Source organism: Psychrobacter sp. ASPA161_6, from assembly GCF_051970285.1.
Classification (GTDB): Bacteria; Pseudomonadota; Gammaproteobacteria; order Pseudomonadales; family Moraxellaceae; genus Psychrobacter; species Psychrobacter glaciei.
Map to the genome: position 1 here is coordinate 437,665 of NZ_JBEFNJ010000002.1, position 18,782 is coordinate 456,446.

General features: G+C 44.0%; 18 protein-coding genes. 10 read left to right on the forward strand and 8 right to left on the reverse strand.

Going from position 1 to position 18,782, the window contains the following annotated elements; all coding sequences use genetic code 11:
• Positions 1–606: 606 nt before the first annotated feature.
• From ACTQ9T_RS07920 to ACTQ9T_RS07935, 4 genes are all read left to right on the forward strand, one after another.
• A complete protein-coding gene (locus ACTQ9T_RS07920) occupies positions 607–981 on the forward strand; it encodes a hypothetical protein (RefSeq protein WP_440464700.1) in 375 nt (124 codons plus the stop codon).
• 109 nt (positions 982–1,090) lie between these two features.
• The gene (locus ACTQ9T_RS07925) at positions 1,091–1,612 is read left to right on the forward strand and encodes a c-type cytochrome (protein WP_440464701.1); all 522 of its coding nucleotides are present in this window, start codon (positions 1,091–1,093) and stop codon (positions 1,610–1,612) included.
• A gap of 423 nt (positions 1,613–2,035) precedes the next feature.
• Complete coding sequence (gene tsaD, locus ACTQ9T_RS07930; RefSeq protein WP_440464702.1) at positions 2,036–3,094, forward strand: tRNA (adenosine(37)-N6)-threonylcarbamoyltransferase complex transferase subunit TsaD; 1,059 nt, start codon at positions 2,036–2,038, stop codon at positions 3,092–3,094.
• A 55-nt stretch (positions 3,095–3,149) separates the two neighbouring features.
• On the forward strand, positions 3,150–3,521 hold the full coding sequence (locus ACTQ9T_RS07935) for a CrcB family protein (protein WP_440464703.1): 372 nt from the start codon (positions 3,150–3,152) through the stop codon (positions 3,519–3,521).
• Between the two features lie 260 nt (positions 3,522–3,781).
• On the opposite strand, the gene ACTQ9T_RS07940 is transcribed toward ACTQ9T_RS07935, so the two are convergent.
• Complete coding sequence (locus ACTQ9T_RS07940) at positions 3,782–4,363, reverse strand: Imm42 family immunity protein (protein ID WP_194197461.1); 582 nt, start codon at positions 4,361–4,363, stop codon at positions 3,782–3,784.
• A gap of 168 nt (positions 4,364–4,531) precedes the next feature.
• On the opposite strand from ACTQ9T_RS07940, the gene ACTQ9T_RS07945 reads away from it, so the two are divergent.
• A complete protein-coding gene (locus tag ACTQ9T_RS07945) occupies positions 4,532–4,750 on the forward strand; it encodes a DUF4926 domain-containing protein (RefSeq protein ID WP_415228517.1) in 219 nt (72 codons plus the stop codon).
• Positions 4,751–5,000: 250 nt separating this feature from the next.
• Here ACTQ9T_RS07945 and ACTQ9T_RS07950 read toward each other — a convergent pair whose 3' ends face one another.
• The 4 genes from ACTQ9T_RS07950 to potA all read right to left on the reverse strand — a co-directional run bounded on the left by ACTQ9T_RS07950 (position 5,001) and on the right by potA (position 8,904).
• The gene (locus ACTQ9T_RS07950) at positions 5,001–5,891 is read right to left on the reverse strand and encodes a LysR family transcriptional regulator (protein WP_440464704.1); all 891 of its coding nucleotides are present in this window, start codon (positions 5,889–5,891) and stop codon (positions 5,001–5,003) included.
• A 93-nt stretch (positions 5,892–5,984) separates the two neighbouring features.
• Positions 5,985–6,791, reverse strand: a complete 807-nt coding sequence (potC, locus tag ACTQ9T_RS07955) for a spermidine/putrescine ABC transporter permease PotC (RefSeq protein ID WP_440464705.1) — start codon at positions 6,789–6,791, stop codon at positions 5,985–5,987.
• Positions 6,791–7,669, reverse strand: coding sequence for a spermidine/putrescine ABC transporter permease PotB (potB, locus tag ACTQ9T_RS07960; protein WP_440464706.1), 879 nt, complete (start codon positions 7,667–7,669; stop codon positions 6,791–6,793). Before potB ends, potC begins: the two co-directional genes overlap by 1 nt.
• Positions 7,669–8,904, reverse strand: coding sequence for a spermidine/putrescine ABC transporter ATP-binding protein PotA (potA, locus tag ACTQ9T_RS07965; protein WP_440464707.1), 1,236 nt, complete (start codon positions 8,902–8,904; stop codon positions 7,669–7,671). Before potA ends, potB begins: the two co-directional genes overlap by 1 nt.
• 648 nt (positions 8,905–9,552) lie before the next feature.
• Between potA and ACTQ9T_RS07970 the strand changes: the two genes are divergently transcribed.
• The 3 genes from ACTQ9T_RS07970 (at position 9,553) to ACTQ9T_RS07980 (ending at position 12,085) form a co-directional block, all read left to right on the forward strand.
• On the forward strand, positions 9,553–10,191 hold the full coding sequence (locus tag ACTQ9T_RS07970; protein WP_189583081.1) for a carbonic anhydrase: 639 nt from the start codon (positions 9,553–9,555) through the stop codon (positions 10,189–10,191).
• Between the two features lie 255 nt (positions 10,192–10,446).
• A complete protein-coding gene (gloA, locus tag ACTQ9T_RS07975) occupies positions 10,447–11,025 on the forward strand; it encodes a lactoylglutathione lyase (protein WP_440464708.1) in 579 nt (192 codons plus the stop codon).
• Between the two features lie 70 nt (positions 11,026–11,095).
• Positions 11,096–12,085 carry a mechanosensitive ion channel family protein gene (locus ACTQ9T_RS07980; protein WP_440464709.1) on the forward strand — a complete coding sequence of 330 codons (990 nt, stop codon included), beginning with the start codon at positions 11,096–11,098 and terminating at the stop codon, positions 12,083–12,085.
• Positions 12,086–12,222: 137 nt separating this feature from the next.
• Here the strand turns inward: ACTQ9T_RS07980 and ACTQ9T_RS07985 are convergent, their stop codons facing one another.
• The 3 genes from ACTQ9T_RS07985 to ribA all read right to left on the reverse strand — a co-directional run bounded on the left by ACTQ9T_RS07985 (position 12,223) and on the right by ribA (position 14,817).
• The gene (locus tag ACTQ9T_RS07985) at positions 12,223–12,699 is read right to left on the reverse strand and encodes a c-type cytochrome (protein WP_201592598.1); all 477 of its coding nucleotides are present in this window, start codon (positions 12,697–12,699) and stop codon (positions 12,223–12,225) included.
• A gap of 385 nt (positions 12,700–13,084) precedes the next feature.
• Positions 13,085–14,134: an oxygen-dependent coproporphyrinogen oxidase gene (hemF, locus tag ACTQ9T_RS07990; RefSeq protein ID WP_440464710.1), complete on the reverse strand. Its 1,050-nt coding sequence runs from the start codon at positions 14,132–14,134 to the stop codon at positions 13,085–13,087.
• A gap of 8 nt (positions 14,135–14,142) precedes the next feature.
• Entirely contained in the window at positions 14,143–14,817 is a 675-nt protein-coding gene (gene ribA / locus ACTQ9T_RS07995; RefSeq protein WP_352310563.1) for a GTP cyclohydrolase II, read from the reverse strand.
• 544 nt (positions 14,818–15,361) lie between these two features.
• Between ribA and ACTQ9T_RS08000 the strand changes: the two genes are divergently transcribed.
• Complete coding sequence (locus ACTQ9T_RS08000) at positions 15,362–17,467, forward strand: 1-deoxy-D-xylulose-5-phosphate synthase (RefSeq protein WP_440464711.1); 2,106 nt, start codon at positions 15,362–15,364, stop codon at positions 17,465–17,467.
• 329 nt (positions 17,468–17,796) lie between these two features.
• The gene (locus ACTQ9T_RS08005) at positions 17,797–18,624 is read left to right on the forward strand and encodes an inositol monophosphatase family protein (protein ID WP_010195855.1); all 828 of its coding nucleotides are present in this window, start codon (positions 17,797–17,799) and stop codon (positions 18,622–18,624) included.
• Positions 18,625–18,782 lie beyond the last annotated feature (158 nt).

An 18,782-nucleotide genomic window follows, 5' to 3' on the forward strand; every position in this document is an offset into this window, starting at 1 on the left:
AACTAGGACAATTCTTGCGCATTAGCACAAGGGCAGGTATTTTAATAAAAAATACCAACAAAGTCAACGATTTTAATGGTTTATTGTCTATATGTTATTTGCTTAGATGAGTATTTAGGCGCAACTGTCTTGCTTTAGATTGAGTCAGGGCACAAAATTTACCGTGAATAAAAAGTCCCTACAGTCTATAACGGTTTGGTTGGAGTTTATGCTATGATAATTTCCATATTATAGGGTCTGTTTGATATTCAAATATTAGGGCTGCTGATGGCTAAAGTTAACTCAAACTAGGCGAAAACCGACGATAATGTCGAGACCTTAGCTAGGTTTTCAACAACGGTTGGGGTAATTTTAGCATCAGCCTTGAGAACGGATAGAGCAAAGCACTGCTTTGCCCGTTCGCAAGGCAAGAGCTGTGCTCGAGTGGAGGGCAGGGCTATTTTTTGCCAATATATGGCGAAATGGTTTAACCTAGAATGACTAGGCTTCAACAATTTCACTGCATATTGTCTAAAAAATAGTGAGTGCCAGCACCACGTTTGAATATCAAATAGACCCTAGTAAGCATATGAACCGTTTTATGTGTATTTTATTGAGGATGTTGGCATGAAAAAAACAGTATTAAGTACGGTGTTGAGCACAGCATTTATCGTTGCTTTGGGTGCGAGCGTGAGCGCTTGTGGTGGCGACAAAGAGCATGAAGTATATGCAAAAGATCGCGTTGATGAAGCAGCGGCACTTGCGATCAAAAATGGCCCACCTGCTGAAGAAATGGAGTTTCCAGAAACCGCCCCGATGCCAGCTGCGGATATGACTGCAGACGGTATGGCAGTCGATGGTGCTACTACTGCTGAAGCCGGTATGGCTGATACTGATATGGCAGAAGCAACGGCTACCGATAGTGCTGATACAGCTGCTGCTCCGACTACTGACAGCACTGATATGGCTACTGAAGATGCAGCGGCAACCACTGCTGAATAAGTTAGTGCTGAACGAACTCTTAGACAGTCATTAGTAGTATAGGCAAGTATTTTGAGCTTATATAATGCATTATTAACCGATTACAGACTTATTAAGTAAGGGTAAAACCATGATTGATATTCAGTCGTATATGAAGAAACTGAGATTGTCTGTAATCAGTATGAGCGTGATATTTGCAGTGAGTGCTTGTAGTGGCGATAACACGGCCACTGAAGAGACTACAGCAGCCAATGAACCTGCTAATACTAATACTGCCGTTGAAGAGACAGTCGTAGCAGAACCTGAAATCACGATGCCTGAGCCTGTGATTGAAGCAGAAACAGAGTTTACCGACATGATAGTTGAAGAAGCGGTAGCACCTGAAACTGTTGCTGAGCCTGAAGTGCTGGCTGCTGATGCTGGTGCTAAACTGTATGAGTCAAACTGTCAGGTTTGTCATGCTGCTGGTTTGCTCAATGCGCCAAAATATGGCGATACGGCGGCTTGGACGGCTCGTCTGACCAAGGATAAAGAAACGCTGTATAGTCACTCCGCTAAAGGCTTTAATAAAATGCCAGCGCAAGCGGTAAATGGCGTCACTGAAGCGCAAGTGCATGCAGCGGTTGATTATATGCTAGCATCTGTGAGCTAATAAGGCTTAATGGCATATATTAGCCATTGAAATTTGTTAAACTGACCGTCATTGTGACTGACAATGGCGGTTTTTTTATGCCCGTTTTTTATTGATATCAACCTTAACGAAGATGACTGACTGTGCGAAAATCATTTGTTGAACTAGGGCGTGTCATCAATTAGCACATGAATACATTTAGTGGTCTTAAAATGGCTAAATTTAGCCAAACATCGTCAGAAATCTTGTCAATATGTTCATATTTACGGCAATTTCTTCCTTGTTTGGCTGCAATTTTCCTCATTTTAAGTCTCACAATCTAAATGATGACACGCCCTAGAAATAGTATTTGGCTTATTTTATTCGCTATTCAAATTCCTAAAGTGATGTAAGATAAAAAAACGGCAAAAAGCAGCTCGAAAATAAAGGTGTAAAGGCAAAAGTATGAAGGTATTGGGTTTAGAGACCTCTTGTGATGAGACGGGACTGGCGATTTTTGATAGTGAGCAAATGAACAGCGACAATCAAGGTCTGGTTGGACAGGTATTGTATTCACAGATAGAGCTGCATGCACTCTACGGCGGCGTTGTACCTGAGCTTGCCAGCCGTGATCATATTCGCAAGCTGGTGCCTTTGCTTAATGAGTTGCTCGAGCAGTGCGACGTCAAGAAAAGCGAGATTGATGCGATTGCTTATACCAAAGGCCCCGGGCTTATTGGCGCTCTAATGACGGGTGCATTGTTTGGACGCAGCTTGGCGTATGGCTTAGACATTCCTGCGATTGGTATCCATCATATGGAAGGTCATCTGTTGGCACCGCTCATGGGTGCAAACCCTCCAGCCTTTCCTTTTGTCTCGCTGTTAGTGTCTGGTGGGCATACTTTGCTTATCGCCGCACGTGGTGTGGGTCAGTATGAGATATTGGGTGAGTCAATCGATGATGCAGCAGGTGAGTGTTTTGACAAAGCCGCCAAAATGTTGGGCTTACCTTATCCTGGTGGCCCCAATATCGCCAAACTGGCAGAGACTGGCAACCCAAATGCTTACAGTTTACCAAGACCGATGTTACACCGTGGTTTGGATTTTTCCTTTAGCGGTATGAAAACGGCCGTGCATAACCTTATCAAAGACACGCCATGCTCAGGTGGTTCGAGTAATGTCTCGGACAGCGATCCACAAGTTCGCGCGGATATCGCTGCCAGTTTCCAACACGCGATGGTCGATACACTGGTAAAAAAATCCATCAAAGCGCTCAAGCAAGCAGAGATGAACCGTTTGGTGATTGCGGGTGGCGTCAGTGCCAATACTCATCTGCGCGAGACATTAGAAGCTGAGCTGGCTAAGATAAACGCGACGGTTCATTATGCACCGCCAGCATTATGTACGGACAATGGTGCGATGATTGCTTATGCCGGTTACGAGCGCCTGCAAGCGGGACAGTCAGATGATTTGGCGGTGAGCTGCGTGCCGCGCTGGCCGATGACAGAGCTACCAGCGGTTTAAAGATGACTTTCTCAATACGCTATTCGTTAACCTTTATTAAGCCTAAGGATGATCTATGCAGTGGATTGCGATTGGTTTAGGCGCCGCACTGGGCGCGTGTTTTCGAGGCTGGCTTGCGCGCTTTAATCCGCTGCATCATTGGATACCACTAGGTACGTTGGGCGCTAATGTGTTGGGCGGCTTGTTAATAGGGCTCGCTCTAGTGTGGTTCGGGCGCATGGGTAGCGGCTTGTCTGACAATGTTAGGCTGTTCGTAATCACTGGTTTTTTGGGTGGGCTGACGACGTTTAGCACTTTTAGCGCGGAGGTCTTTACCTTTATTAATGACGGCCGTTTGCTGGCAGGATTGGCGCTCATCGGTCTACATGTGGGACTGACATTATTGGCAACGGCGCTTGGCTTTTATTTGTTTAAGCTGATTTTGTAACCTTCGATAGATATTACTCACTTAATGGTCTGATTTGAGTAGTTCTTTTATTGCAGTCTATTTTAAGTGGTCTATTAATTGGTTTTTGGCACCTTTTAGGTGGTTCCGATAGGGTATACCCTAATTAGGGCTATTTCTGATATGGTGAGATCATAATTACTCGCTGCGTCAGGGATTATTTCTTATCCTACTATTATTGACTGATTGCGGACTGTCAGCTCAAACAAAAAATTTTATTTTTAATGTATTAAGAGTAAAAATTAACGACCTAAAATATCAAGTCTACTTTTTTTTATAAAACTTTCTAATTGGCCAATTATAGTCTGAAATTCTCTATACGATATTTCTACACATTCTAGATCACTGTCTACTATCGTTCCGAAATTAAAGAAATCATGTTCTTTGCTTTTTATATACATTAATATTTTTACCATATCATCATGTTTTACAGCAAATAAGTAATAACTTAGCGCATTTCCCATAGTGCAACTTTCAAGACAAATATCATATTGAGTAGTCTCTGCGATATCAAGCCATTCATCGATGTTTTCTTCCCACTCTATATCTGAATTTGCACACCAGTTAGGAAATCTTTTCTTTAATATTTCCTTTAGAATATCTAGATTATCAAGCATGTAAAGGTTTGAACATTCTATAAGCTGCGGTGCTGTCTCAATAATGTTTTCGAAATCTCTTTGTAACGAAATTAAACCTGAGTTAGTAACGAATAATCTATTCTTTAACCAAATACCACTTATGCCTTCTAGGTCATTAAATTCATTACTTCGTTCTTGGATAGTATCAACATACAAAGCGAATTCTTCAGGTTTACCAAAAATCATAGTTTATTAAACCTTTTACACAAGTACCATTTTTATTGACTTTCAACACCGAAGCTCCAACGGCTGCAAGAAGTCTAATTAATACATATATAACCTATAGTTCGATGCCTGTATAGCGCACCAAATATGTTCCAATAAAAGATGTTATTAAATATAAGGCTTAGCAGTATGTTGAATATAAACGATGTCATTAAGGTGTCAAAAAATATTCAAGACGATATCAGAGCAGGTCATTTGGGTACTGTAGTACATATTTTTGATCAAAATCCCCCTGTGTACTTAATTGAGTTTATTGATAATGAAGGCCGTACAACTGACATGGCATCTCTAAAAGAAGAAGACATGAGCCTTTATTGGGTTGCCAGCACTGAAACATATGTCGAATAGTCAACGGTGAATTACCCTTATTATTAATGACTACCTAATAACCTAGTCAAAAAACCATTAAGCCAAGCCCATTAAGTACACTCAGATGTACATTGATTCAATATAAAAGTCTATATCTATTGGAATCACGTGGGTTATAGCTGAAGTTTCAAGTCCTCACTAGGGAACCGTCATTTACCATAATGCTCGTCATGACGTAAGAGAGCGAACGATATTTCTTAACTGGAATAATTTAGTAAATAGCGAAATATTACACCGGCTTTACTATCCCTTCCAATAAACTGGCAAATCCTTGCATATACGCCGTATCTCGACTTGACGTGCGTGTCGCTGCATACAGCTGGCAATGCACACCATTACCTAGCGGTCGCGAGACGACCCAGCCTTTTTTCTCATATTCAGCAACGACCCAATCGGGCAATGCTGCCACACCGCGTTCACTAGCGACCAGCTGAATCAGCATCGCCGTCAACTCTGTCGTACGAATACTATCAAAACTGACCTGAGCTGGCGTCATAAAATTGGCAATGATATCGAGACGCTTGGCCTCTACCGGATAGGCAATCAAGGTCTCTTCAGTCAAATCAGTCGGCTCAATAAACTTCTGCACCGCCAAATCATGCGTTGGCGATAGCACCAAGCGACTCTCATACTCAAACAACGGCTGATAGCTGATGCCCTCTATCGGTAAATCACTGGTCGTAATGAGTAGATCAATATCACCTTCCATTAATAAATGATGCGGCTCAGGCTCAAAACCTGTCGCAAAATCCAGCTCGACATCCGACCATTCGCGGCGGTAATGATTAAGTATCGGCATTAGCCAATCAAAGCAGCTATGACACTCAGATGCTAGGCGTAATCTACCCGCTTGACCATGCGCTAAGCGTTTAAGGTTGGATTTGGTACGGGTAACCTGCGGCATAATGCTGTCTGCCAATGCCAATACCGTCTTGCCAGCTGGCGTAAAAGTCAGCGGACGTGTACGGCGATTGACCAAGCTAATATCGTAATAATTCTCTAGCTCTTTTAGCTGATGCGAGACTGCAGAAGCTGTCACATGCAGCTCATCGGCAGCCGCAGCAAGTGAACCATGCGCTCGTAATGCAGTTAACGTATTAAGATGGCGGAGCTCTAGCATAAGACAACCTGCCTGCTAAGTTGAGAAAAATTCATTATAGTACATATGTTGCTGACTTTCATTCATAGCGTATGATTAATAGGCCATGGACAGCTAGCGCTTGCGTAACAGTAGCTGTGAGATAATGACCAATATTAAAGAAGCGACTAATAATAGGGTACCAATAGCATTAACTTCCGGCTTGAGTCCTACCCGTACCATCGAGTAAATTCGTAGTGGTAATATCTCATAGCTAGGGCCTGTGACAAAGGTTGAAACCACCACATCATCCAATGACAACGTAAAGGCGAGCAACCAACCTGCCATTACTGCTGGCAAAATAACGGGAATCAGCACGGTACGCACCATGGTTGATTCATTGGCGCCCAAGTCGCGCGCCGCTTCCATCAAGCGCTCATCCAAGCTGCTTAAGCGTGCAAAGACAGTAATGACGACAAACGGTAAGCAAAAAGTAATGTGCGCCAATAGCAGTGAGATAAAGCCTAACTGTAGACCAATCAGCAAAAATAGCGCCAATAATGAGATAGCCAATACAATCTCAGGTGACATCATCAGGACAAATAACAGCCCATTTAATAAGCCTTTACCGCGAAAATTATAGCGATGTAAGGCTAGGGCAGTGAGCGTTCCTATCAAAGTCGAGACAGTCGCGGCAACCAAGCCTAATACAATAGAGTGCCAAAATGCATCGAGCATGGCTTGGTTATCAAATAGTGATTCGTACCACTTTAAGCTAAAGCCATCCCAGTTGTAGCCGATTTTTGACTTGTTAAAAGACATCACGACTAGGACGATAATGGGCAGATATAGCAAGGCATAAATCAACCCGAGATAGCCTTTGGCGGCGATACTGCCAATCTTAAGCGTACGAGGTTTTTTGGTTGGTGATCTATAAGACATTAGGCCACCTCATTAAAGTCAGTCTTGCCAATGCGGCGACTACTGGCACGATAGGCGAGCAATAATACCGCCATCGCCAGTGTCAATAATACGCTTGCCGCTGCACCAAAGGGCCAGTCACGCGCATCCAAAAACTGGTTTTTAATAATATTACCGACCAACAAGTTGCGCGAGCCGCCCAAAATATCGGCCACATAGAACATACCCATCGCTGGCAATAACACCAACAGTACCCCAGAGATAATCCCTGGTGTTGTGAGTGGTAGCACCACATGCCAAAAGGTCTGCCTTCTCGATGCACCCAAATCTTGCGACGCGAGTAGCATATCATTGCGCAAGTCAGTAAAGACCGCATACAACGGCAATACCATAAAGGGAAATAATAAGTAGGTCAGTCCCGCTATGACCGCGCCTTGCGTGTATAAAATATCAATAGGAGTATCAATCACACCTATCGCTAGCAAGAATTTATTAATCAAACCATTATTAGCAAACAATAACTTGAGGGCATAAGTGCGTACTAGAGAGTTCGTCCAAAACGGCAATATCAATAGCATCATGAGCAGCGGCTGCCAGCAAGTTTTGGCTTTAGAGACCAACCACGCAAAAGGATAACCAAGCAGCAAGCAGATAACCGTGGTGATACTTGCCATCCATAATGAATGGACAAATACCTCAAAATACAACGGATCAATTATGCGTACATAGCTGTCGATGCTGACCGGCAAGCTGATAAAAGCGCTGCTATCGCGGGTCAAAAAACTGACAGCGATGACTAGGATATTTGGTAATAGTGCAAATATCAGTAGCCAACCCCATATTAGCCAAAGCGTGGCGGTACGAAATGGACTTTTACTGCCTAAGTGGTTGCGAGCCATCAGCTACCGTCCTTTTGTACAGTCGTGTCGGGCACAGTTTCAGAGTCTTCTGGCAATACCCATTCCCAGCCATCAACCCATGAGACCTTGACCGCTTCATTCAATTTATAATCAAAGCTTGGATCATCTTCATCGAAGAATTCAGAAGCCTTGATAATATGACCGTTTGCCAATTCAATAATCGAGTCCAAAGTACTGCCTTTATAGTTACTTTCAATCACTCGGCCAAACAGTCCAGTATGGACATCGTCATTAGGATCATAAATTCGCAAATCTTCAGGGCGCAGTAGTAAGTTGACGATGTCGCCTACTTGCACATCATTGGCAAAATCAGGACGACGTAAATTACGTAACGTCGTCGGGCCGTCTTGCGCTTGTGCCTCACAGACTTCGACTTCGATACGTCCGTTAGTGACTTTGCCATCACGATCTGGTTGGTCAGCGTAGACGCCTTTGACTTCTGCTTTGAATAGATTGGTCTCACCGATAAATTTGGCGGTAAATAAATTCGCGGGCGTTTCATAAATCTCGATAGGTGTGCCGATTTGCTGAAAGGTGCCGTCTTTCATCACCGCAATACGGTCTGACATCGATAGTGCTTCTTCTTGGTCATGGGTGACGAAAACAAAAGTAATGCCCAGCTCACGCTGTAGCCGTTTAAGCTCAGACTGCATTTGCAAACGTAGCTTGTGGTCGAGTGCCGATAGCGGCTCATCAAGTAACAATAATTTAGGACGATTAATGACCGCCCGTGCGATGGCAACACGCTGCTGCTGACCACCAGATAAATCCTGCGGTTTGCGATTGGCGAGATGTTCTAGCTGTACCATTGCTAGCATCTCGCTCACGCGCGTTTTAATCTCATCTTTAGGCACCTTTTTAATTTTAAGACCATAAGCCACGTTTTGCGCGACGGTCATATGCGGAAACAAGGCATACTGCTGAAACACCGTATTGACCGGACGCTTATCCGCTGGCAAGCCTGACATCTGCACGCCATCTAGATAGATAGCACCAGCATTTGGCTGCTCAAAACCGGCAATCAAGCGTAGCAATGTCGTCTTGCCGCAGCCTGACGGGCCAAGCAAGGTCAAAAACTCACCATGCTTGATGTCGAGATTGATGTCTTTTAGTACTTCGGTTTGGTCATAGGTTTTTTTTATACCAGTCAGTTGCAGCAGTACCGTGTCGATTGATGCCGCAGCTTGGTGCGTGTTTGAAGGTGATTCGGTCATAAGGTTGGTTCCTAAGTATCCAACATCTCAGTACAGCTATACGTCTAAAGCACTGCCTTCAAGGTGGTTTGGTATGGGTATAAACGATGGGTATCAATAGGGTTTGGTTGCTGCGTATTATAACAAACCTTGGATATAAGTCAGTGCCAGTTCGTTATAAGTTAGCGATGCTACTTTGTCGTAAAATAAAATTTTGCCAAACATCGTCAAATATCTGGTTAATATCCTGAGATTATCCATGCTATTTTTCTCGCTTGACGGCAATTTATCTCGTTTTTAAAATCGTTTTTAAAATGAAGACACGCCCTAGCGAGATTAAAAGCGATTTTTTTATTATTTTTCTGCTTTTATTCCTATACAATCATTTTGTGGCTAAGAAATAAAATGAGCCGGCTATGTATGGCAAAATGCTTAGGGCGTGTCTTCAATTCAATCGATAGTCATCTAAATGGGCTAAAAATGGATAAATCTTGCCAAACATCGTCAAATAGCTGGTTAATATCCCGATATTATCTGCGCTATTTTTCTTGTTTGACGGCAATTTATCTCATTTTTATCACCATTTTTGAAATGAAGACACGCCCTAGCCAGCCATGGTCAAAAAACAGAGATTTATTATTCTAATCATTTGATAATCAAGGACCCTTTATGCCTAATGATACTCGTCCACAAACAGGTCTAGAAGCACTCGAACTACTAAGAGACGGTAATGCGCGCTACGTTGATAGCCTGACGAACACTGATCCAATGATGCAACGACGTCCAGAACTCGTGAGCGATCAAGACCCGCTGGCTATCATTTTGGGTTGCTCGGATGCTCGCGTACCAGTCGAGATTGTATTTGATCAAGGCTTGGGTGATTTGTTTGTCATTCGAGTAGCGGGTAATGTGGTTGCGCCTTCACAAATCGGTTCGGTAGAGTTTGCCGCCGAAAAGTTTGGCACAAAATTGGTGGTGGTCTTGGGACATTCGCATTGCGGCGCTGTCACTGCTTGCGTCGAGGCGCTGATTAATCCTGAGCAAAATTATTCGCCAAACTTACAGTCAATCGTCGATCGTATTCGCCCAAGCGTCTACAACCTTCATGAGCTCGCCACTGCCAATGGGCAAGATGTCGATGCTGATGAATTGGTTGATCGCTCGATACGTGCCAACGTGCGCATGTCGGTCAGCCAGCTCAAGCATGGTTCGCGAGCGTTAGAAGACTTAACCAGCAGTGGTCAGTTATTGGTCGTTGGTGCAGAGTATGATTTAGAGACAGGAAAGGTAAGATTTTTAGACAGCTAATAGTTATTCTTTTATTAATAAACTTATTAATAAAGTCGCGCCTGCCTTACTCTTATTTGATGTATGGTTTGTGCGGCTACACCGAGTTATTTCATATAAATATCCCTATCGATTGACTGTATAGACTATCAGCTCTTACAAAACCCTATCACTAGTCCCGCGATTTTTTATTATGATGAGAGTTTCAGGCCAATCATGACAACCATGATTTTCTGGTCTTTCAATATTAATAACTCTTCAACTATTAGGATAAACATGTCTACTTCAGCGTCCCATTCAGAAAATGTGCATAATGAAGCAACGGTCGCGCAGCCCGCAAACAGTGTTAAGGCCGATGGTGTGCAGTCGATTGCCGCACAAACCACTGGCTTTACTTTTAACCATACGATGCTACGCGTGAAAGACCCTGCAAAATCATTAGCGTTTTATACTGGTGTTCTTGGTATGACCTTGCTCGCGGTAAAAAAGTTCCCTGATATGGGTTTTGATTTATACTTTTTAGCCCAGTTAACTGAGAGTGAGCGGGACAATTTGCCCGCTGGTGACGACTTAGAAATATTTGCGTTCCGTCAACGCGGAATTTTAGAGTTGACCCATAATTACGGTACTGAGACAAAGGCTGACTTCAGCTATCACGATGGCAATGGCGAACCACAAGGCTTTGGTCATATTTGCTTTAGCGTACCTAGCTTAGATGAAGCCGTTGTTTGGTTTGATAAAAATGATGTCGAATTCAAAAAACGTCCAGAAGAGGGTAGTATGAAAAACATCGCCTTTATCAAAGACGTCGACGGCTACTGGATTGAAATCGTACAAGCAGATTTGATGCGCTAAATGTTAGACAGTTAAAAAATATAAGCATTGATGAATAAAAAATTTTAATAATTTAAGGAGTGATCCCTGCATGCCCAGCCCTGAGGCAAACCCTACTACTGCTGATCCAGCGACGATGAACTCAGCGACAACGACTGATGTTTTTACTTATCAAAGTATTATTGATTCGGCGAATGGAATATTTATCGGCTTTGTTGAGCGTATTCCGTACTTTGTAGCGTCGATTATCGTTGTTCTGATTTTTTGGTTTCTATCAATCGTCTTCAAAAAAATCGTCTACAAATTGCTGGGTAGCCGTAGTCGGCATCAGAACTTGGTCAAAGTGTTTCAACGGGTAGGCGGCGCGCTGATTATTTTTATTGGTTTCATGATTGCCATGGTGATCGCCGTACCAGGATTTACGCCTGCCAAGCTGATTGGCGCACTCGGTATTGGTTCGGTCGCGATTGGTTTTGCTTTCAAAGATATTTTTCAAAACTTACTGTCGGGTATTTTGCTACTCATCTCGGAGCCGTTTCGTATTGGCGATCAGATCGTTTCTGGTGAATATGAGGGTACAGTTGAGGATATTAAAATCCGTGCAACCACCATCAAGACTTATGATGGTCGACAAGTCGTTATCCCAAACTCAGACCTATATACCTCAGCATTGACGGTCAATACCGCCTACAAACAGCGTCGTTTACAAGTGGCGGTCGGCATTGGTTATGAAGATGATATCGAAGCGGCCAAAGCTGAGATTATGCAAGCATTGGATAAAGTGGATAGTGTTTCCATTAAATCTAAGCCAAGCGTGATTGCAACGGGATTTGGCGGATCGTCTATGGATCTGATGGTGCGCTGGTTTATTGAAGATGGTACGCAGGCCAATAAGGTTGCCTCTATTCACCAAGTTATTGTAGAGATTAAAAATGCGCTTGATGCAGCAGAGATCAATATTCCATTCCCGATACGCACGATCGATTTGAGTGATCCGTCCGTGAAAGCGATTGTCAATAAAATCAATGAGCAACAAAATGAGCAACAAGCTGTTGATGTTAATAAAGCAGCGACAGAGTAGTTGAACTGGTGAGGCAATTTTGTTTGTTCGATAGACTTGCCAAATCTATTGCCTAAGTAATCGAACTTTCAAACGACATTAAAAAAACCGCCATATCAAAGGATACGGCGGTTTTTTTGTTATCAATCAACGGGTATTTATTCAGTTTTAGCTCGGAAATCTGTATGACATGATTTGCAGCTTGCACCAACTTGACCAAAGGCAGGTTTAACATCATCCATGCTAGTGGCAGTTTGTGCGGTAGCGCTTAGCTCAGCAGTGACTTTTTGGAAGTTGTCGGCTTCTGCACGGAACTCATCCGCATTAGACCAAACCGCTTCAGTAGTATTACCTACCGCTTCTGGATCTTCAAAATGACTCCAAGGCTTGGCGGAATCTTCTGCTAAGAACGCCGCTTGCTCTTTAAATACTTCAGAATCAAATGTGTCAGGTGCTTTTGCCATATCACCCATGACGCCCATTGCATCGCCCCAGTTTTTCATAGTGTCTTGACGCGCTTGCACGTCAGGGTTAGATTCTGTTGAGGTGCTACAGGCCGTTAGACCCAGTGCAGCTGCCATCAAAGTAATGCTAACCAAAGATTTGAAAGATTTATTGGTATAAACCTGTGCCATATGACTTACTCCTTTAAACTTGGCTAATAGTAAGCGCGATTACAAACGCTCGCTTTGTCGTAAAATATAGTTATACAAAATACTGCCTAAAATTCTTTTGAGCACAGTTGCTAATAAAGAATGCCTTCTATTGTAACGGTTATCTGGGCGATGGGAATTATATAGTTGTTATATCCTCGTAATATTTTAAATAAGTATAACTTAACTTAGGTATGGCTGCTTATGGTTGGTTGCGATGATTGTATAGTAATTACACAACATATTTTTTACGATAACAACGAGAGAGTGGGTGGTTTAAACAGTACTGACAATAAAAAAAGCCAGCGATAGTAGCTGACCTTCTTAATGTTTTCAAAAAGTATGAATACCGTAATGTTCACAAAACCTATAGCGCTAACCATTCACGCGGTTTTAAGTAAAAGTCGGTTAACTCAAATTCAGGCGTTCCTTCCGTAGGCTCAAAACGATAATGCCAGCTGGCAAGCGGTGGCATACTGACTAGAATTGACTCAATACGTCCGTTACTTTGTAGCCCAAATAGCGTTCCACGATCATATACCAGATTGTACTCGACGTAGCGGCCACGACGATAGAGTTGAAACTCGCGCTGCGCTTCAGTATATGGCGTATTTTTACGCTGTTCAAAAATCGGCATGATACCGTCAAGATAACCGTTGCCCACGGATTTCATAAAGTTAAAGCAAGTCTCAAAGTCCCAGCCGCGACTTTCAGTACTGACGTCATCATAAAAAAGACCGCCAATACCGCGCTGCTCATCACGATGGCGCAGATGGAAATACTCATCGCACCATTGTTTAAAGTCAGGGTAGACAGTGTCGCCAAAGGGTGCGCATAGGTCGTGACAGACTTGGTGCCAATGGATACAGTCGGCTAATACTGGATAGAACGGGGTCAAATCAAACCCACCACCAAACCACCAGATGGGCGCTTCGCCCTCGGCTTCGGCGATGAACAAGCGTACGTTGGCATGACTGGTAGGGACGTTGGGATTTTTGGGATGAACAACCAATGACACACCCATGGCTTGTGCTTTGCGACCTGCAATATCGGGGTGACGCGCAGTAGCAGAGGCAGGTAAGTTATGCACATGAATATGGCTAAACATGACGCCAGCTTTTTCGATGACCTCGCCATCTGCCAATACACACGACCTACCACCGCCGCCTTCAGGACGCTCCCAATCGTCGGGAACAAAAGTTGCAGTACCTCCACCGTCGCGCTCTTGTGCTTCTAACGCTTGGCAAATACGCGCTTGCAAATCGACTAAAAACGCACGCACGCGCGTGATATCATCGCTGGTCGGAGTGACTGTTTTCTTCGATTCCGGTTTTTTCGATTCTAGGTTCTTCGATTCCAGGTTTGCAGAGTCTGTAGTTAAGGGGTTTGCATTGTTGTCTAAATTTTGATTGTTCATAAAAATATCTATTTATTCAGGTGTATTGCGGTATTGAATTCTTTATCGAGTAAATGTCCCATACGATCACGCTTGGTGGCCAGATAGTCTGCATTCATGTCATTAACACCAACGACCAATGGTACGCGCTCCACGACATCGATGCCATGGGCAGTCAAATAAGCAACTTTGTCTGGATTATTGGTGATCAGTCTCACTGCATCAACGCCCACATGGGCGAGCATCGGGCTGCACATATCATAAACGCGCGCGTCAGCAGGCAAGCCTAACATCAGATTGGCATCTAAGGTATCATGCCCTTGATCTTGCAGCGCATAGGCACGGATTTTATTGGTCAGCCCAATGCCGCGACCTTCTTGGCGCAGGTAAAGAATTGCCCCGTAACCAGTTTCTTGTATCGCTTGCATCGCTGTATTAAGCTGGGGGCCACAGTCACACTTCAATGAACTAAATGCATCACCAGTCAAGCATTCAGAGTGAATACGTACCAATGGGATAGGTCGTTCTGCTAGCGTGTCATGCTTTTGCGTCAAGACATCGACAGCGTCTTTATTTTGCTCAACCACAGACAGACCGACCGTCAGCATCACATGCTCTTGACCGTCTTCATTTTCAAAGATATGGATATCAAACTCGCCGTGACGAGTAGGTAGTGTGGCGCTGGTGATAAATTGATATGACATTAATGTCCTACATGAGCCGATCATCGAGGCGGTAGCGGATTTTGGCATAGCCATATTATTATGGTTAAGAGGTTATCAGTATAACCGGTTCGTGAAGACAACGTGTTTATAGCGCTTATTATAAAAACACACAAAGTTCACAGACGACGCACGATGATTAAAGCGACAATTAAAAAATAATGCTATTATGCCATACTATTTTAACGGATACAGTGACAAGTCTTTGCCCTTACATTACTATGTCGTCACTAACGTCTGATATTGATGCCAGACAATGAGGCATAATAGCAATACTTGGTGTCACAGCGTTAAGACCATCGTCGTCTATTATGGCGGCGTACTTATTGCTATGCGTCATTATATAAGCGATGAGCGCTATCAGTAATTTTATAGTCAATGACATCCATCATGGTGTCGTGATTATTGCTATTATTAACGCCACTATTATTAACGCCACTATTATTAACGCCACTTAGTTATTGATAACCATAGTAATATTCTAGGGTAATCCCTTGTCAGCAGATTGGTAGGTATCGTACGGTTTATGCAGCAGTCACCTTATTCCCCACAGTCTCAGTCAGTATCTGCGTCAGCCATGGAGTCTGCTGCTAAGCTATCCAGTCTGCAACAGACGTATGCAGTGATTCCACGTGTGCGTCCTCATACACCGCTACTCGATGCGATCAATACGCCCTCTGATCTGAAAAAATTTACTACCGCGCAGCTTATTAATTTGGCTGATGAATTGCGGCTTTTTTTATTGTATTCAGCGGGTCAGAGTGGCGGACATTTCGGTGCAAATTTAGGGGTGGTTGAGCTGACGATTGCGCTGCATTACCTCTTAGATGCGCCGCAAGATCAGATCGTTTGGGATGTGGGTCACCAAGCTTATGCGCATAAAGTACTGACAGGCCGCCGCGATAAGCTCGGAACGATTCGTTCTAAAGACGGTTTGACCGCTTTTCCTGAGCGTGCTGAGTCAGCTTACGATACGTTCGGCGTTGGGCATTCATCGACTTCCATTTCAGCTGGTCTAGGCATGAGTCTGGCGCTGCGTTACCAAGGCCGCGCGCAAACCGTGGCTTGTATTATTGGTGATGGCGCGATGACCGGTGGTATGGCGTTTGAAGCCATGAACGACGCGGTGCAACAAGATGCTGATCTGTTGGTTATTTTAAATGACAACGATATGTCGATATCTTGCTCTATCGGCGGCTTTTCACGGCATTTAGCCATGCTGTGGGAATCAGGTTATCAAGTTGATATCTCTGATGCAGGCGAGCCAGTGCTATGCCAGCGCCCTGATATGCAAGCGTTTGACCGCCGTAAACGCCATAAAGAAATGCGCGATGTGCCGCAGCTAGAAGACAATTTATTCAAAGCGGTTGGCTTTACTTATTTTGGTCCCTTTGACGGACATAATGTGCCTGAGCTGCTACGAGTATTGTCGCTTGCCAAGCAAGTAAAGGGTCCGGTGTTAGTCCATATTTATACCACTAAAGGTAAAGGTTTTGCGCCAGCTGAATTAGATCCAGTTGGCTATCATGCTATCGGTAAATTGCCTGTCGAAGATGCTGAAGCAAAACCTACAGAAGACAAAGTTTCAGCAACTAATACTCCAAAAATTGATATTCCAAAAGCTGACATTCCAAAAACTAGGCCTGCCTTAAAGTACTCGCAAGTATTCGGCCAGTTCCTATGTGATAAAGCGGCGACAGACGATAAGTTGTTGGCTATTACGCCTGCTATGGAAGAAGGCTCGGGGATGATCGACTTTGCTCATCATTTCCCAACGCGTTTTTTTGATGTTGCTATCGCTGAACAACATGCGGTGACGCTGGCCGCTGGTATGGCGACCCAAGGCGTTAAACCTATCGTGGCGATTTATTCGACGTTCTTGCAACGTGGTTACGATCAGCTGATTCATGATGTGGCGTTGCAAAACCTTGATGTGACCTTTGCTATCGATCGCGCGGGTCTGGTTGGTGAAGATGGCGCAACCCATGCTGGCGTGTTTGATTTTGCCTTTTTACGCTGCGTGCCCAACATGTTGATTGCCGCGCCAAAAGATGAGAACGAATGCTACCATTTGCTCAATACCTGTTATGAGTACCAAGGTTGTACAGCCGTACGCTATCCGCGCGGTGTCGGTACTGGGGCTATTATTACTCAGCCAGCACAAACTTATAACATCGGCGAGGCAGTGGTAGAGTCAGTATTAGGTAACGACAATGCGCCTAATAAACTGGCGCTACTGGCATTTGGAACGATGGTTGCGACGGCTCAGCAAGCAGCACAAGCTATCGCCAATGATGATGCAGAACTACACTCAGAACCAGACTGTCAGGTGCATGTGGTCAATATGCGCTGGGTAAAACCGTTAGATACTAAATTGCTCGAAACCTTAATTGAGCAAGGTATCACGCATATCGCGACCTTAGAAGAGCATATGACGATGGGCGGCGCAGGTAGTGCGGTCAATGAGTATTTGCTTAACGAATCGCTAGCCTTCAAAAATAGTCGTCCGGCTGTCTGTAATATTGGCATCGCTGATCGCTTTATCGCGCATGGTTCACAAGCTGAGCAATGGGCTGATTGTGGTTTAGATGTCCAAGGCGTGGTTGGCCAACTACAAAACTTATTATCGTAAAATATTTTGATAGCGACCTGTTTAAGTAAAAAAACAGATAGCTTGATTAATAGATATAACGCCTACTTAGCCGTGGGTGCTGACTTTTTTACAACTTGCGCAGTTCGTGACGACCACCAAAATAATGGTTGGTTTTGTGAGCGTAATGGTTTTTTCGTTTTTATCGAACAATTTTAGTATAATGCGGTTGTCGTTTATAAGTTTTTATTTATAAAAGACACGTTTTTAAATCGCATAGATGTGGTGTGATGCGGCTAGTCTAATCGGCATGTTGTGGGCACAGAGTTAGTCTTATTTTTATATTCATTCATCAAGCAAATAGGTTATTTATGGAACCCATGGTCGTCATCGCAGCACGTACTGCTGAAAAAGTTGGTAAAGAGATTTTATATGCGCATCAAAACCGCCACAAAATCGAATTGGACATCGAGTCAAAAGGACTTGATGGATTGGTCACACGTATTGATCGTTTCAGTGAAGAGCTGACGATTGAGACGCTAAAGGCCAGCTATCCAAACCATTCGTTTTTGGGTGAAGAGTTTGGTATGCAAGAAGGTCGCGGCGAAGACGCTGACTGGTGCTGGATTATTGATCCGCTAGATGGCACCAAAAACTTCGTCCATGGTGTGCCGCAGTTCTGCGTATCGATTGCTGTACAGCATAAAGGTGTCACCCAACATGGCGTGGTCTATGATCCAGTCCGTGATGAGATGTTCTCTGCTAGCCGCGGTAAAGGCGCGCGCTTGAACAATCGCCGTATGCAAGTGAGCGAACGCAAAACGCTTGACGGTGGCCTATTTACTACGGGTCATCCGCTTGAGCGTAAGCGCAATGGTGAGATTGTCTCTTATGCGAAAGAGCATTTTGAAAGCCTACAGAAAGTCTCTGAAGCGGGCGGTCAAATTCGTCGTTTAGGCTCAGCGGCACTTGATTTATGCTATGTGGCCGCTGGTCGTTTCGATGGTTATTTTGAGATGTCTATCAAGCCGTGGGACATCGCTGCTGGTGAGCTTATCGTCACTGAGGCACGTGGTGTGGTCGTCGATCATACTGGTGCACACGACTCAATGACTTCAGGCTCTATCTTTGCGTGCAACATTAAGCTGCTAAAACCACTGATGCAAGTGGTTGTCCCAATATGGGGTGACGCGGTATAGTAAATCATCGATAAACTTGTGATGGCGTGATATGTGCTCAAATGATGAGTCAGTAATATTGTATTCCTAGCCTTCAAGTTTTCGACATAAAAAAAGCTGGCGCCATAATGGTGCCAGCTTTTTTATTGCGTAATAGCTTGGGTATTTTATTGCTGAAA

Excerpts from the sequence above, each read along its gene's own strand:
- ACTQ9T_RS07985 (WP_201592598.1), bottom strand. The coding sequence starts at position 12,699 with ATGGCACAGGTTTATACCAATAAATCTTTCAAATCTTTGGTTAGCATT.
- ACTQ9T_RS07970 (WP_189583081.1), top strand. The coding sequence starts at position 9,553 with ATGCCTAATGATACTCGTCCACAAACAGGTCTAGAAGCACTCGAACTA.
- ACTQ9T_RS07935 (WP_440464703.1), top strand. The coding sequence starts at position 3,150 with ATGCAGTGGATTGCGATTGGTTTAGGCGCCGCACTGGGCGCGTGTTTT.
- tsaD (WP_440464702.1), top strand. The coding sequence starts at position 2,036 with ATGAAGGTATTGGGTTTAGAGACCTCTTGTGATGAGACGGGACTGGCG.
- potC (WP_440464705.1), bottom strand. The coding sequence starts at position 6,791 with ATGTCTTATAGATCACCAACCAAAAAACCTCGTACGCTTAAGATTGGC.
- hemF (WP_440464710.1), bottom strand. The coding sequence starts at position 14,134 with ATGAACAATCAAAATTTAGACAACAATGCAAACCCCTTAACTACAGAC.
- gloA (WP_440464708.1), top strand. The coding sequence starts at position 10,447 with ATGTCTACTTCAGCGTCCCATTCAGAAAATGTGCATAATGAAGCAACG.
- ACTQ9T_RS08000 (WP_440464711.1), top strand. The coding sequence starts at position 15,362 with ATGCAGCAGTCACCTTATTCCCCACAGTCTCAGTCAGTATCTGCGTCA.
- potB (WP_440464706.1), bottom strand. The coding sequence starts at position 7,669 with ATGGCTCGCAACCACTTAGGCAGTAAAAGTCCATTTCGTACCGCCACG.
- ribA (WP_352310563.1), bottom strand. The coding sequence starts at position 14,817 with ATGTCATATCAATTTATCACCAGCGCCACACTACCTACTCGTCACGGC.
- ACTQ9T_RS07980 (WP_440464709.1), top strand. The coding sequence starts at position 11,096 with ATGCCCAGCCCTGAGGCAAACCCTACTACTGCTGATCCAGCGACGATG.
- potA (WP_440464707.1), bottom strand. The coding sequence starts at position 8,904 with ATGACCGAATCACCTTCAAACACGCACCAAGCTGCGGCATCAATCGAC.
- ACTQ9T_RS07940 (WP_194197461.1), bottom strand. The coding sequence starts at position 4,363 with ATGATTTTTGGTAAACCTGAAGAATTCGCTTTGTATGTTGATACTATC.
- ACTQ9T_RS08005 (WP_010195855.1), top strand. The coding sequence starts at position 17,797 with ATGGAACCCATGGTCGTCATCGCAGCACGTACTGCTGAAAAAGTTGGT.
- ACTQ9T_RS07920 (WP_440464700.1), top strand. The coding sequence starts at position 607 with ATGAAAAAAACAGTATTAAGTACGGTGTTGAGCACAGCATTTATCGTT.
- ACTQ9T_RS07925 (WP_440464701.1), top strand. The coding sequence starts at position 1,091 with ATGATTGATATTCAGTCGTATATGAAGAAACTGAGATTGTCTGTAATC.
- ACTQ9T_RS07945 (WP_415228517.1), top strand. The coding sequence starts at position 4,532 with ATGTTGAATATAAACGATGTCATTAAGGTGTCAAAAAATATTCAAGAC.
- ACTQ9T_RS07950 (WP_440464704.1), bottom strand. The coding sequence starts at position 5,891 with ATGCTAGAGCTCCGCCATCTTAATACGTTAACTGCATTACGAGCGCAT.